The organism is Methanoculleus sp., from assembly GCF_020696975.1.
Taxonomy (GTDB): domain Archaea; phylum Halobacteriota; class Methanomicrobia; order Methanomicrobiales; family Methanoculleaceae; genus Methanoculleus.
In genome coordinates, this window is sequence record NZ_JAJGBK010000029.1 from 59,422 (window position 1) to 73,208 (window position 13,787).

The 13,787-nt window shown below is 64.1% G+C and carries 15 protein-coding genes and 1 tRNA gene; 9 read left to right on the forward strand and 7 right to left on the reverse strand.

Going from position 1 to position 13,787, the window contains the following annotated elements:
* Window positions 1-32: 32 nt before the first annotated feature.
* Window positions 33-1,244 (reverse strand): tripartite tricarboxylate transporter permease, encoded by a 1,212-nt coding sequence (locus tag QZ650_RS08855; RefSeq protein ID WP_292520982.1) that lies wholly within the window; start codon window positions 1,242-1,244, stop codon window positions 33-35.
* Between the two features lie 89 nt (window positions 1,245-1,333).
* Between QZ650_RS08855 and QZ650_RS08860 the strand changes: the two genes are divergently transcribed.
* From QZ650_RS08860 to QZ650_RS08870, 3 genes are all read left to right on the forward strand, one after another.
* Window positions 1,334-2,014: a uroporphyrinogen-III synthase gene (locus tag QZ650_RS08860; protein WP_292520980.1), complete on the forward strand. Its 681-nt coding sequence runs from the start codon at window positions 1,334-1,336 to the stop codon at window positions 2,012-2,014.
* On the forward strand, window positions 2,011-2,928 hold the full coding sequence (locus QZ650_RS08865; protein WP_292520978.1) for an RNA-guided pseudouridylation complex pseudouridine synthase subunit Cbf5: 918 nt from the start codon (window positions 2,011-2,013) through the stop codon (window positions 2,926-2,928). The genes QZ650_RS08860 and QZ650_RS08865 overlap by 4 nt, the downstream gene beginning before the upstream one ends.
* Before the next feature lie 63 nt (window positions 2,929-2,991).
* Window positions 2,992-3,078 (forward strand) — tRNA-Ser (locus QZ650_RS08870).
* 339 nt (window positions 3,079-3,417) lie between these two features.
* Here the strand turns inward: QZ650_RS08870 and QZ650_RS08875 are convergent.
* From QZ650_RS08875 to QZ650_RS08895, 5 genes are all read right to left on the reverse strand, one after another.
* Window positions 3,418-3,987, reverse strand: coding sequence for a GNAT family N-acetyltransferase (locus QZ650_RS08875; RefSeq protein WP_292520977.1), 570 nt, complete (start codon window positions 3,985-3,987; stop codon window positions 3,418-3,420).
* Between the two features lie 14 nt (window positions 3,988-4,001).
* The gene (locus tag QZ650_RS08880) at window positions 4,002-4,163 is read right to left on the reverse strand and encodes a hypothetical protein (protein ID WP_292520975.1); all 162 of its coding nucleotides are present in this window, start codon (window positions 4,161-4,163) and stop codon (window positions 4,002-4,004) included.
* A 300-nt stretch (window positions 4,164-4,463) separates the two neighbouring features.
* Window positions 4,464-5,606, reverse strand: a complete 1,143-nt coding sequence (locus QZ650_RS08885) for a CPBP family intramembrane glutamic endopeptidase (protein WP_292520973.1) — start codon at window positions 5,604-5,606, stop codon at window positions 4,464-4,466.
* A 51-nt stretch (window positions 5,607-5,657) separates the two neighbouring features.
* Window positions 5,658-6,833, reverse strand: a complete 1,176-nt coding sequence (locus tag QZ650_RS08890) for an MFS transporter (protein WP_292520971.1) — start codon at window positions 6,831-6,833, stop codon at window positions 5,658-5,660.
* 111 nt (window positions 6,834-6,944) lie between these two features.
* Complete coding sequence (locus QZ650_RS08895) at window positions 6,945-7,793, reverse strand: aldo/keto reductase (RefSeq protein WP_292520969.1); 849 nt, start codon at window positions 7,791-7,793, stop codon at window positions 6,945-6,947.
* Window positions 7,794-7,887: 94 nt separating this feature from the next.
* On the opposite strand from QZ650_RS08895, the gene QZ650_RS08900 reads away from it, so the two are divergent.
* Both QZ650_RS08900 and QZ650_RS08905 read left to right on the forward strand, forming a co-directional pair.
* Window positions 7,888-8,247: a VOC family protein gene (locus tag QZ650_RS08900; RefSeq protein WP_292520967.1), complete on the forward strand. Its 360-nt coding sequence runs from the start codon at window positions 7,888-7,890 to the stop codon at window positions 8,245-8,247.
* Between the two features lie 288 nt (window positions 8,248-8,535).
* Entirely contained in the window at window positions 8,536-9,201 is a 666-nt protein-coding gene (locus QZ650_RS08905; protein WP_292520965.1) for a hypothetical protein, read from the forward strand.
* A 47-nt stretch (window positions 9,202-9,248) separates the two neighbouring features.
* Here the strand turns inward: QZ650_RS08905 and QZ650_RS08910 are convergent, their stop codons facing one another.
* Window positions 9,249-10,580 (reverse strand): cobyrinate a,c-diamide synthase, encoded by a 1,332-nt coding sequence (locus tag QZ650_RS08910; RefSeq protein WP_292520963.1) that lies wholly within the window; start codon window positions 10,578-10,580, stop codon window positions 9,249-9,251.
* A 129-nt stretch (window positions 10,581-10,709) separates the two neighbouring features.
* Here QZ650_RS08910 and QZ650_RS08915 point away from each other — a divergent pair, with 129 nt between their 5' ends.
* Genes QZ650_RS08915 through QZ650_RS08930 form a run of 4 tightly spaced genes read left to right on the forward strand, consistent with a single transcriptional unit; the run spans window position 10,710 to window position 13,705 of the window.
* Entirely contained in the window at window positions 10,710-11,402 is a 693-nt protein-coding gene (locus tag QZ650_RS08915; protein ID WP_292520961.1) for an energy-coupling factor ABC transporter permease, read from the forward strand.
* Window positions 11,399-11,689 carry an energy-coupling factor ABC transporter substrate-binding protein gene (locus QZ650_RS08920; protein ID WP_292520959.1) on the forward strand — a complete coding sequence of 97 codons (291 nt, stop codon included), beginning with the start codon at window positions 11,399-11,401 and terminating at the stop codon, window positions 11,687-11,689. The genes QZ650_RS08915 and QZ650_RS08920 overlap by 4 nt, the downstream gene beginning before the upstream one ends.
* 40 nt (window positions 11,690-11,729) lie before the next feature.
* The gene (gene cbiQ / locus QZ650_RS08925) at window positions 11,730-12,506 is read left to right on the forward strand and encodes a cobalt ECF transporter T component CbiQ (RefSeq protein ID WP_292520957.1); all 777 of its coding nucleotides are present in this window, start codon (window positions 11,730-11,732) and stop codon (window positions 12,504-12,506) included.
* Window positions 12,503-13,705 carry an ATP-binding cassette domain-containing protein gene (locus QZ650_RS08930; RefSeq protein WP_292520955.1) on the forward strand — a complete coding sequence of 401 codons (1,203 nt, stop codon included), beginning with the start codon at window positions 12,503-12,505 and terminating at the stop codon, window positions 13,703-13,705. The genes cbiQ and QZ650_RS08930 overlap by 4 nt, the downstream gene beginning before the upstream one ends.
* Window positions 13,706-13,787 lie beyond the last annotated feature (82 nt).

Consider the following 13,787-nt stretch of genomic DNA (forward strand, 5'->3'; position numbering starts at 1 on the left):
GTACGGTATTGGGGGTCAGTTGATATAAGACGTCAGGCCAGGCCGAATGAGTAGGCCATCACCGGGACCATGATCGCCCCCATGCAGTAGACCCTGCGGATGTTCACCAGGGCCGGGACGTAACCGACGGCTGTTGCGAGCAGGAGGACGAGCACCCCGAACGGGCCGCAGAGGAAGAGGGAGAGGAGTGCGACGAAGGCGATGACGGTCTGGTTTAACCGCGTGACGTTCACGCCGGAGAACCACGCGGCCATCGAGGAGAGGCGGACCGTCAGGAGGTAGGCGCCAACCGCGGCTATCACGCCCGCGAGGAGGATGGCCGTCGCCGGCGGAATCTCCTCAAGCGCCCCAATCGCCGCCATCACCCCGCTCCGCGTCCGGGATATGGCGTAGAACGCCGCAAGCCCGAGGAAGGCGTTCACGGTGTTCGCGGCGCTGGTCGCAAGGATGTACTCCCGGGGGTTGGAGTCGTAGCCGACGACGGACGTCAGGAGCGCGTTTGCCGTAGCGCTCGAGAGTCCCGGGAGCCAGCCGACGAGAGCACCGGCAGCCGAGCCGAGGAGGGAGCCCCGGGGAAGAGCGCCCGCGGGGAGGTCGATCCCCGAGAAGTGCTGTTCCGGCATCGCACCGTGCGACGCCTTGAGGAGGACCGCGATCCCGAAGAGGCCGGAGAGGAGCGGCATCAGCACCCCGGACTCCCCGCCCGTCGGCCAGGCGAGGAAGGAGTAGCCGAGAGAGAAGAGACCGAGAATCCCGGATACCGCAAAGACCGCGAGCGCCCACCCCGGCGACTCCGAGACGACAATGAGGTAGCCGGCGACGGCGAGGATGACAAGACCGATCCCCCAGTCGATCGCCGGCTGGAGCGCGGGGAGGAAGAGGATGAAAGCGAGCGCGAGCGGGAGGGAGAGGACGACGCCGAGAGCGCTCCCGAGGGCCGATATCCGGACGGCCTCCTCACCCCGCCCGTCAAGGCAGAGGGCGTGCGCGGGGAGGACCGCAAGCGAGGTGTCGGCGTCGGGGATGCCGAGGAAGGTGCCCGGGACGTTATCGAGGAACGTATGCGTAACGAGGGTGGAGAACATGGCCGAGGCGATGAAGACCGGGTCGAACCAGGCGAGCAGCAGCGCCTGGAGCGAGAGGAGAAGACCCGCCACGGTGTTTGCATGGATCCCGGGGACAAGACCGCTCACGGCTCCGCAGCCGATCCCGACCGCGGTCCCGAGCACGATACTCACGAGCACGTTTACTAACGGTCGGAGCGGCCGGGGATAAACCAACCGAATTGCGTCCCCCGATACAGTCATATTCCACCGGGGCGAAGGTAGTAGCGATGAAGATCGCCATCACCCGGCTCGAAGATAAGGCAGCGGGCGACCGCGCCCTCTGCGCCACGTACGGCCACGACTGCTACACGGTCTCGCCGCTCCGGGCAGAACTGCGGATGGAGAGGGTCGATACGTTCGTCGAGGCCGTCCACCAGGGCGAGTTCGACTGCCTCTTCTTCTCAAGCGCGCTCCCGGCGGCAATCGTCGGACCGAGGCTTGAGCGGTGGCCCCGGGTGATCGCCATCGGGCCAAAGACCGCCGAGGTCCTCAGGGAATCCGGGATCGAGGCGGAGGTCCTCCCCTCGTTCTACTCCCGGGACTTCGTCCCCTACCTCGGTGACTGGCTCCGGGGCCGGACGGTCGGGATCCCGCGGGCCGATGTCCCGAATCCGGGCCTCCTTGAGGCGATCGCCGCAACGGGAGGGACTGTCCGGGAGGAACGGGTCTATGCCCTCATGCCCACCGGGACCGAGCTCGCGCTTGACGCCGCCGACGCAATCCTCTTCACGAGCGCCATGTCCTACCGCGAGGCCCGGTGGCAGCCCCGCGGCGACCTCCTCCTCATCGCGATCGGCGATATCACCGCCGATGCCATGCGGGCCGGCGGGCACCCCCCGACGGTCGTCGGGGACGGATCGCTCGCAGGAACCCTTGATGCGCTGAACCGCTACCAGGAGAGCCGGTGAGAGCGTTGAACAGCGGGGAAGACTTCATACCGGAATCCGGGATCGTCGTCATCGACAAACCCCGGGGGCCGAGCAGCCACCAGGTGACCGCGTGGGTCGGTGATATCCTCGGGCGGCGGGTAGGCCACGCCGGGACGCTCGATCCCCAGGTATCCGGCGTGCTCATCGTCATGTTCGGCAACGCCGTCCGGCTCGCTCCCGTCCTCCTTTCGCACAACAAGGAGTATGTCTGCTTGATGAGACTCCACGGCGACGCCTCACGCGAGGCCGTGGACCGTGTGGCGGCGGAGTTCGTCGGCCGGGTTTACCAGCGGCCGCCCAAGAAGAGCGCGGTGAAGCGGAGCCTCCGGATCCGGAAGATCCAGGAGCTGGAGGTCCTCGATATGGAAGAGAGGCTCGTCCTCTTTCGGGTCCGGTGCGACGCCGGGACTTACATACGGACGCTCTGCATCCACATGGGCTATGCCATCGGGACCTGCGGTCACATGCAGGAACTCCGGCGGATACGCTCGGGCCCGTTCAACGAGACCGCCGCCGTCACGCTCCACGAGCTCGCCGATGCCGCGGAAGCGGCCCGGGACGGCGACCCCACCCACCTTCGGCGGATGATCCTCCCCCCGGGAGCCGCCGTCGCAGACCTCGCAAAAGTCGTCATCCGCGATACCGCAATCGACGCAGTCTGCCGCGGCGCGGTCCTCGCCGGGGTGGGGATCACGGCAAAAGAGGGCGGGTTTGCGAAGGGCGAGACGGTCGCGATCATGACAGGGCGCGGTGAACTGGTGGGGCTCGGAAAAGCCCTCGTCAGTTCGTCGGGGTTAAAACCAGGAGAGCCCGGGCTCGTCATCGCCCCCACCACCGTCCTGATGCGGCCCGGCACCTACCCGCGGGGCTGGAAGGTGCACGCGAGGGAGTAATGGTGCGCGACCCGGGGGATATTATTAATAGAGTATCCCGCCAACTAATGATGCACATTCTGTGCTGAGGTAGTCTAGACCGGTAGGGCGCGGGCCTGGAAAGCCCGTGGGGCGTTGAGCCCCTCGGGAGTTCAAATCTCCCCCTCAGCGTTATTATTTTGTTCAACCTGTTGAGCACCTGTTTCCAGAACGGTTTAGTTTTAGGGCATAATCGCACGCGACGTTGACTGCTACAGGTCGTGCTCAAGCCCTGCAATGCAGAGTACGGCGCTATAATGAAGTTGCTCTAAAGACTTCCCCCGGGATATCGCCGCGTCGGGAGCGGCTGCCTGTACGTGCGATGGTTCGCTAGAACCGGAGCTTGAGAAACTCGAAGAGTCTCAATTGAGGGATGAAAGGGGCATCCAGGTGAACGGCGGGTACATGAGCATCAAAAGGTACCTGCACCATGTTAGAGGTTGGTCGCGGGCGTATGCGCTTTTGAGCGACCTAGAAGATGTTACAGCGATACATCGGTATCGTGTTCTTCCTTTTGGTTTTCAAGGCCCTGTGGAATCCAAATTTGTCGTAAAACGATTCGGCATCGGGTTTGGCATCGACAGTGAGAACACAACATCCAGAATATTTTGACACGGTTGTCGCTATCGATCGTATCACAGTCAACATGGCTCGCCCAACACCTCTCCCCTCGTATTCCTGGTGTGTAGCGAACCGGGCGATCTTGATTGCAGGATAATAGGAGTAAGTATACCAATCCTTGTCGTCTTCAGGATCGATATCCTTCTTGATGATGCTGTCATTAAGGAGCGAAAAGTATCCAACGCACTTTCCCTTGTATATGGCAAGATATGTAACGGCAACGTGGGCATCCTGATTCTTCAATGCATCAACGGTTAGATAGTCGATCAATTCCTGGTGTGCACAGAAGAACGACAGAGTATCACGATTAGCGGTGAGGCGTTCAAATGATAAATCCGATAGAGGTATCTTTGGCAACCCGGCATCCGTGGTCGTAGGAGAGTCTATTGGGGGCATCTCGATCGTGTAAGAATAGGCCACCGAGGGGTGCTTCTCTAGCGGATAGATCTCACAAGTTCTTCTCCATGGTTACGTACCCAGCGGGTCATCTCCCGCCCTTCCGGAGTGTCATACCGGTCGGGATCCGCCATGTACTTCTCAAAACGGCGGGCATCATCGCCTTCGAGATGGAGACCTAATTCAATCTTCTGGGCCATATCAATTTCATCTCCGCGTAATTTCAGGTATGTTATGATATGCTATCCGCCATCATATAAATACACATTTAGTATCTCCCGACCTCTCAGACCGCGTCGGCTGCTCTACAGTGAGCGATTTGACAGGGGCGATCAGATCTTCGGCGACGGAAGCCATCCGGGGGGTTGCGGAGGCCAGGGCCGGCCGCCTATACACCCTGAAGGAGGCACGTGCCGCGTTGCAGGCGGTATGACGCAGGAAAAATGGCTTGCTGAGGTTATTTTTATAAATCCAGAAGACCGGATCCTGGAACCCTCGCATCAGAAGGATATCCCGGCCATCATCAGGGCAAAGAGCACCAGGTCATAGACAGTGTGGGTGATCGCCGACGTCGTGGTGTTCGAGTACTGCCGGATATAGGCAAAGACAATCCCTGCCAAAAAGACCGAGATGAGCCCGTCCCAGCTGTACTGGAGCGCGTGGAGCGACGCGAAGAGGAGGGCCGGGAGGAGGATGCCGAACCGGGGCTGGAGCAGGCCGCGGATGCTCACCTCCTCCCCAAACCCCGCCGCAACGGACGCCATGATGATCCCGGGCAGGGTGAGCGAGCCGGCAAAGAGCAGGTTGACAGCCTCCTCATCGGTGACCGGGAGGCCGAGCCAGCCCACCAGGGCGGCGAGCGCCGGGTCGATGAAGTGGAAGGCGACAACGAGGGCGAGAGCCCCAACAACGGCGAGGATGACCTCCTTCCCCGTCGGCCGGACGAGCCCGAGCCGTTCCAGGGTCTCGCGCAGCGTCCGCCGGACGTATGCCCCGGCGATGAAGAACGAGCCGACGAGCGTCCAGAAGAGAGTGTACGCGTTCAGCGTGACCGTCTCCGCGAGGAGATCCCCGGACTCCGTCAGGAGGCCGAGAAACTGCTCCGAGAGGAAGGGCGGACCCCCGGAGACCAGGAGCGGCACCGGCGGGATGAGGGTCATCGCAAGGATGACCACGAGTGCAACCGTATGGAGGAGTGAGTCCGGGTCGAACGGCAGGTATCCTGCGAGCCATACCCTGAACCGGCGGGAGAACCCGATGAGGCTGGCAAGCCCTGCGACAAAGACGCCGAGGAGGAGCAGGGCCACTTCTGCGGCCAGGGCAAGGTCGACCGTCTCAAACTCCCCGGTCTCGATCGCTTCCACCGGGAGGATCGCGATGAACCCGACACCGGCCGCCGCGGCCGCAAGCCCACCGATGAGGAGGAGGAGCCAGATGCCGGCGATCCACCAAAACGCCCGGTGCCGGGTCTCCGCGAGGTAGACGAGCATCGCGAGGATGACAAAAAGCCCCGCGTCGAGCGCTGAGGCAAAAAACACCCCAACCTCACCGCCGAAGACCCCGGAGGCCACGACCAGGAAGATGAGGCCGAAGAAGACGATCAGCAGTTCGGGGGCGTGGCGGCGGCAGAGTTCCAGCGACATAGCATCCTCAGAGACGATAGTATAGGGCCGGCAGCACGAAGAACGTAGCGTTCACCGCCAATGAAGCCGCTCGATGGCCAGCCAGCCGAGCACCCCCATAATCCCGAGGAGACCTGCCTGCAGCAGGAAGATCGCCGGCAGCGGCCACCGGCCCGAGAGGGCGGCACCCGCGAACGGCCCGGCCGCGAGACCCACGGAGTAGAGCGTGTTGTATATGCCGTAGGCGGCGCCCTGCGAGCCGTGGTCGCGGTAGATACCGGCGAGGATCGGCATCACCGGCACCAGGGCGCAGCTCAGCGTGACCCCCAGCATGAAGACGGCAACGGCGACGAGTGCGAGGGTCGGCGCCTGCATGGCGGCGAGGGTCGCAATCCCCGAGAAGAAGAGCCCGCCGCCGATGAGGTAGCGGCTGCCCCCGTACCGGTCGTAGACCCTTCCTGCGACCGGCTGGGCGAGGATGGCCGCGACCGCCAGCACTGCAAAGACGAGGCCGATCGTTGCCGGGGACGCCGAGAAGGCGGTGTGCAGGTAGACCGGGAGGTAGGGGTCCACGATGCCGTAGGTCCCGGAGACCGCGATGACCGCGGCTGCACAGGCAGCGAGCGGGAAGAGGGCGCCCCGGGGCAGCATCGGTGACCGGTCCCGGCTGCAGGTGCGCACCGGGACCGCAAGAACCGCGAGGCCGATGGAGGCCACCAGCACCGCCGGGAAGAGGAAGGTCGCGGTATAGCCCAGGTACTCGAAGAGCAGCCCCCCGACCACCGGTCCGAGGACGGTCCCGAGCCCGACCGCCGAGAGCGCGATCCCCATCTTCTCCCCGAGCCGCGAGGGGTCGCAGGTATCGGCAAGGAGCGCAAGCCCTGCGGACCAGGTGGCCGCTGCCGAAACCCCCTGGACCGCCCGGGCGATGATGAGGTGCGTGACCGTCGTCGAGAACCCGAAGAGGGCCGTCGCGAGGGCGAGAAGGAGCATCCCGACGACGATGAGGGGACGGCGTCCCACCCGGTCGGAGAGGAGGCCCATCGGGATGGAGAAGAGGAGGAGCATCACGGCGTAGACCCCGAAGACGACCCCGATGACCGATTCATCCACCCCGAGGCGGGGGGCGTACTGCGGGAAGACCGGAATGAGGAGGCCGTAGATCATCATGTCCGCGAAGATGACGAGCACGACCAGGACGAGGATCGCGTCCGGCGATGCGGTGATGCGGTGTGGTTGGGTTGTCAAAGTGCACCTTCTCGATGCGGCCGCCGCCGTCTTCGCGGCGCCGCTCTCTCGTCCTGCAGGTTAGCGCCGCCGGCTTATATCAGTGGCAGGAGATACCCGCCGCGAACCGTCTCACAGTGGTCCCCGGTAGTACGCGAGCTCGCGGGCGTGGGGCCGGAACGCTTCGACGAGCGCCGCCGCCTCGTCATCGCGCAGAGGACCGTTCCGCCCGGCGGCGGCAAGCGCCTGAACCTCCGCGGGCGTAGAGCAGCCGACGATTGCGACGGTGATATCCTGGGCGAGAGCGTATCGGACAAGGATCTCCGGCGTCACCCCCGCATCGGGGATGAGGTAGTTTGACCCCCCGAGCACCTTCATCCCGATGACCGCGATCTCCTGCTCCCGTGCGGCAGGGAGTGTCGAGGAGAGGAATCCTCCGAGCGCGCCCTCAATCGGGTTGACCGGGATCATCACGGCGTCGACCGGCCAGGTCTCCACAGCGTGCGAGAGGACGTCCGGGTCGTGGTGCCCGGTCACCCCGATATGCCGGACGATGCCGGAATCCCTCGCCTCGATAAACGCCGCGAGGGCCCCGTCCGGTGCTTCGAGAGCCCGGACGTCGGCAAACGTCCTGACATCGTGGATCTGCCAGAGGTCAAGGGTCTCAATGCCCATCCTCTGAAGGGTCCTCTGGAGATCCAGTTCTGCGTCCGCGTGGAGCCGACTTGCCGACTTGCTGGCCTGAAAGATTGGTTCCCTGAGTTCGGGACGGTTCCGCCAGACCTCGCCGTAGTAGTCCTCACTCCCGGCGTAGGCCTTCGCCGAGTCAAAGTAGGTGATCCCGGCCTTGAGCGCCTCGGTGATGACGGCGTTTGCCTCCGCATGCCGCCCGTAGGTCCGGAGGACCCCTTCTCCCCCGAGCCCCACCGGGGTGACCTCCCGCCCGGTCTTCCCGAACATGCGCTTCGTGAGCCCCTCCATGGGCCACCCTATCCATACCCTCGTTATAAATACCTTCACCACCGGACCAAAGAGTTATCCGCCCCGCCCGCCACCGGGAGCCGGAGGTATGCACATGCCGACGATAGTCTGGTTCAATGTCCCCGCCGGCGATACCGGCAGGGCGCGGGCGTTCTATGAGCAGGTCTTTGCCTGGGCAGTGAAGCCGTTCCCGGGGATGGAGCAGGAGGGGTATCTTGAGATCGCGACAGAAGGGATTGGCGGCGAGATCCTTCCCCGGGCCCACCCAGGCGAGCCGATAACAGTCTTCATCGGCGTTCCCTCGATCGACGAGTACGTGGCCCGGGTTCAGGAGGCTGGAGGAAGAGTCGTGATCCAGAAGAGGGCAGTCCCGGGGAGGGGTTACTTCGCCATCTGCGAGGACACCGAGCAGAACCGGCTGGGCCTCTGGAAAGACGATCCGACGGCTGGTTAGATGGGTATTGCCCAACCGGAGGATCAAATCCGGCCGGTGCGGCACCCTCTACGCCAGGACACCTTCCGGTGTGAGTGGACGACGCAGTCGAGGATCCTGTAGCCAAAAGCAAAACGCTTTATTCACAAAACAGTTACTGCTATGGCCTTCTGCCAATCAACTGGCCCGCACCGCATCCCCAACCGTTTGACGGGGGGATGCGACCCTGCAACGCGGCATTTACGGCCCGCATTTCCGTTTTTAGGCGGGGGGTAAAGTTTATTTACGCCAAGAAGCATCGTCCACCACATGAAGAGAGTGTTTGGTATCCTTGCCCTCATGGTGATCGCGAGCATCATGATCGCAGGATGTGTGCAGCCAACGGGCGACCAGCCGGCGACCCCCGGTACAACACCGGGCCTCACCGAGACACCGGTGGAGACCGAGACCCCGATGGCGACAGCGACGACACCGGTAGAGACCGAGACACCGATGGGAACAACGACGACACCGACAGAGACCGAGACACCGGTGGGAACAGCGACAACACCGACAGAGACCGAGACTCCGATGGGAACAGCGACGACACCCGCCGGGCTCGTAGCTCCGGCAGGAGCTCCTGCCGGGAACGTGACGGAGACCCCGACGACGACCTCCGCCGCGAACGTAACGGAGACACCGCCGGGACCACCGGCCGCAGCCGTCGCTGACGAGCTCGTCTCGATCACCGACAGCGGGTTTGAGCCGAGCTCGATCACCGTACCTTCCGGCACCACAGTGGGCTGGACCAATGAAGGCACGATGAACCAGACCGTAACAGGGACCAGTGCGAGCAGTTTCTTCGATTCCGGAATACTTCAGCCAGGTGACTCGTTTACCAACAACTTCAGGGCCACGGGGAACTACACCTACACCTCACAGACCACGGGAGCTACCGGGACGGTCATAGTCACCCCCAACAGCACCACCTCCTGATCCCTCTTTTTGCACCAGTGAGCACAACCCCGGAGGCGAGCCATTTCCTACCCCCGCCGGTATGCCCTGGCGGCCTGCACCAGTCTTTCGGCGAACCCTCCCGGGAAGTAGGCGTGGGTGTACTGCGCGACCGTGTTCTGCACGACGAGCCCGTCCCGGCCGTCAGTGATCCCCCGGCCTCTGAGGAGTTCCAGGGCAAACCGTGCGTCCGAGGCGCAGTCGAGGCGGGAGTAGTGGAACTCGTGACCCCGGAAGGCGGTGCCCGGTCCAAGCACCGGCGCCCCGCCGACCACCCGGGCTTCCACGTAGCCGAGGCCCTGGATGCGGTTCGTCATCGCGGCCGACGCCGGGAGAACTCCTGCCATCGGGTAGTCCTCCCCATCGGTTGCGAGCCGTTCGGTGAGGTAGATAAGCCCGCCGCACTCCGCGTAGACCGGCATGCCATCGTCGACCGCCCGGCGCACATCCTCCCGGCACCGGGAGGCTGCGAGCGCCTCTGCATGGAGCTCCGGGTAGCCTCCCCCGATGTAGAGGGCGTCCACGTCCGGGAGCCGGTCCGTCATCGGCGAGAAGAAGATCAGGTCCGCCCCGGCTCTCACGAGTTTATCAAGATTGTCGCGGTAATAGAAGCAGAACGCCGCGTCACGGGCGACGCCGAGCCGGATCCCCGCCTCCGGCCCCCCCCGGATCCCCGGCACAGCCGGGAGAGGGGGAGCCGACCGGGCAAGGGCCATGATCCCGGCGAGATCGCACGTCTCCTCCACCACGGGCCCGAACCCTGCAAGAGTTCCCGTCTCGGCCGCCATCGCGAGCCCGAGGTGCCGGCTTGCGACCGCCAGATCGTCCCTCCGGGAGACCCAGCCGTAGGCAGGGAGGCTCTGCGTGGTCTCGATCAGCGCCCGGTGGCGTGGGCTCCCGACCCGGTTGAAGATGACCCCGGCCACCCGGACGCCCGGGTCGAACCCCGCATACCCCCGGACAACTGCGTGGACGCTCCTTGAGGCACCCTTTGCATCCACCACAAGGAGGACCGGGGCATCGAGGATCTTTGCGACGTGCGCCGTGCTCGCGGTCTCGGTCCCGTCGAGACCGTCGTAGAGCCCCATCACTCCCTCGATGACGGCGATATCGGCGCCCTCCGCCGCCCGGAGGAATGTCTCCCGCACCCCCGCCTCCTCCATCATGAAGGGGTCGAGGTTGCGCGAGGGCCGGCCGCAGATAGCCGAGTGGTGCGTGGGATCGATGAAGTCCGGGCCCACCTTGAAGGGCTGGACGGCGAGCCCGCGGGCGGTGAGCGCCGCCATCAGGCCGCTTGCAAGTGTGGTCTTGCCGCAGCCGCTGTGGGTTCCTGCGACGACAATCCGTGGAATCAGGCGCATAACGTTCCAGTAGTGTTCATTACCGCAGAAGATAAATATGACCGGGGATAACCAGCATACACCAAATAATATTACATTAACACAAGTGCATCTTATTTAACGCCTGCATGGCGGATCACAGGTGATATCATGCATATTATGGAAGGATTCTTACCAAGCCCCTGGTGGGAGATCTGGTTCATCGTCTCCCTGCCCTTCATCATCGTCGGACTCTACCAGGTGAACAAACTCGTCCAGGAGAAGCGGGAAGCCCTGCCGCTCCTCGCGGTCGCAGGCGCGTTCGTCTTCGTCCTCTCCTCGCTCAAACTCCCCTCGTTCAACGGAAGCTGTTCCCATCCCACGGGGACGGGGCTTGGCGCCATCCTCTTTGGCCCCTTCATTGCCGCCGTCCTCGGGCTGATCGTCCTCGTCTTCCAGGCGGTCTTCCTCGCCCACGGGGGGATCACCACCCTCGGAGCGAATGTCTTCTCGATGGGGATCGCAGGTCCCGCCGTCGCCTACCTCATCTATAAGGCCGGGACCCGGGTGGGCGCAAACACCTACGCGACGATCTTTGCCGCCGCAGCGCTTGCCGACCTCACCACCTACGTCGTCACATCGGTCCAGCTCGCCCTCGCCTTCCCCGGAACCACCGGGTTCCTCGGGGCGTTCTCGGCCTTCGCCGCGATCTTCGCCATCACCCAGATCCCGCTCGCCATCGTCGAAGGAGCAGTGATTGCGCTCGTCTTCAAGTATATCGTCCAGCTCAAACCCGAGATCCTGACCCGCTTAAACCTCCTCTCCGAGAGCACCATCACGAAACTCCGGGAGGCCGCGGCATGAAGTACGGCATGGAGATCACGGTCGCCGCGCTCATCGTTGTCTTTGCCGCCGTCTTCCTCCTCCAGGATGCCGCAATCCGCGCCTCCGGGGAGGAGGCCTGGGGCGGAGCAGACGGCGAGGCCGCCGCCCTTATCGAGGCTTCCGGCTACGAGCCCTGGACGGAGCCCTTCTGGACACCCCCGAGCGGCGAGGTCGAGTCGCTCCTCTTTGCCCTCCAGGCCGCGATCGGTGCCGTGATCATCGGCTATATATTCGGTTACTGGCAGGGCAGCAGAAGAACCGCCTGATTTTTCAGGTAACCCTACAAAATCTGATAGGAGGACGCGAATGTACGAGGTGCTCGAAGACTTTGCCCAGACAAACGGCCTGCGGCAGACAAACCCGGGGCTCAAACTCTTCATCGGGCTTGCGAGCATCCTCCTCTGTGTCTCATCGCCCGGTCCCGTCGCCCCCCTGCTCGTCGCTGCCGCGATGAGCGTTGCGATTCTTACATTAGCAAAGATCCCGGCCCGGTTCTACGCCCGGCTCCTCCTCATCCCGGTCTCGTTTGCGGTGATGAGTATCGCCGTGATCCTCTTCATCACCCCCGGGGGGGCCGTACTCTTCGAGGTCCCCGGCCTCCCCCTCGCGATCACGACCGGCAGCGCGAACCTCGCCGTCCTCCTCCTCGCCCGGGTCTTCGGGGGCATGTGTTCGCTCTACTTCATCGCGCTCACGACGCCAATGGCTGAGGTCTTCGATATCCTTCGAAAACTCCGGGTACCCGCCGTCTTCATCGATCTCGCCATGCTCACCTACCGGTTCATCTTCATCCTCATCGAGGAGGCGGGCCAGATCTACCGCTCGCAGGTGATGCGCCTCGGCTACGGCCGGTTCCGGGAATCGGTGCAGTCGTCAGGGATGCTCGCCGGGGCACTCTTCCTCCGCACCTGGGAGAGCGGGGAAGCCCTGGTCCTCGCGATGGATGCACGAGGCTACGACGGCAAACTCGGCATCCCCGGCGAGGCTCGGACGGTCTCCTTTCCGGCGCTCGCGGCAGCCCTCCTCTATATCTCGGCTGTCCTGGGCGTCTCACTCTCCACCGGAGGTCTGGCACCTGTATGACACCATTGCTTGAGACCGACAACGTCACCTACGCCTACCCGAACGGTCCTGCCGCCCTCGCCGGGGTGAGCATCCGGATCCCCGCCGGGTCAAAGACCGCCCTCGTCGGCCCGAACGGCGCCGGAAAGTCGACGCTTCTTTTGATGCTCAACGGCATGCTCCGGCCCGCCTCAGGAGAGGTCCGCCTCAACGGCAGACCGCTCGCCTACGACAACCGGAGTCTCCGGGACCTCCGACGCCAGGTCGGGTTCGTCTTCCAGAACCCCGACGTCCAGATCATCGCCCCGACCGTTGAAGCGGACGTAGCCTTCGGGCCGGTGAACCTCGGTCTCCCCCCCGACGCTGTCCGGCGGGTTGTCCGGGACGCGCTCGGCTACGTCGGGCTCCGCGGCTACGAGAAACGGCCGCCCCATCACCTCTCCGGCGGCGAGAAGAAGCGGGTTGCCATCGCGGGAATCCTTGCGATGGAGCCGGCGGTCCTCGTCTTCGACGAACCGACCAACACCCTCGACCCCGCAAGTTCCGAGGAGGTGATGGAGCTCCTCGACGAACTCGCCTCCGGCGGCCGGACGGTGCTGATATCCACCCACGACGTCGAGCTCGCCTACCGCTGGGCCGACTCGGTCATCCTTATGGAGCACGGCAGGGTCCTCGCCCGGGGGCCGCCTGAAGAGGTCTTCTCAGACCATGCCCTCCTCGCGGCCGCCAGGCTGAAACCGCCCGCCCTGCTCGACCTCTATAACGAGCTTGGTCTGCGGGGTATCATCGACCGCGGCGTCCCCCCAAAAAGCGTGCTCGAGTTCACCGACCGGATCGAGCGGATGCTGCACGGCCACGCGCCGGTCCGCAACGGAACCGGAAGGATCTACCTCTGCAACGCCGACCGCACCTGCGGCGACGAGGTCCGGGCGCTCGTTGAATCCGGAGCGGTCGACCACGTCGGGGCAATGGGCACACGCGCGAAGGAGTTTGCCAACCGGGAACGAATCCTTCTTGACTACACCTACGGTGTCATCGATAAGTGCATCTTAAAAGCCCTGATCGGGGAGAACTCGCTCATCATCACCACCGGGGGCATGATCGAGCATGTCCACCACCGTATCGGGGAGTATAGCGCCGAGAGCGGACGAGCGCTCGCGGCGACCGCGCTTCACGAATCCAGGGGCCCGGTGCGGGATCGAGAACCCGTCCCGGAGTGATCAGACTCATACCGGCCCCGGATACGTTTTTAATCCCTGCAGATCCTTTCTCCCGGGGGAGCATCGACCCCTCCGGGAGAAG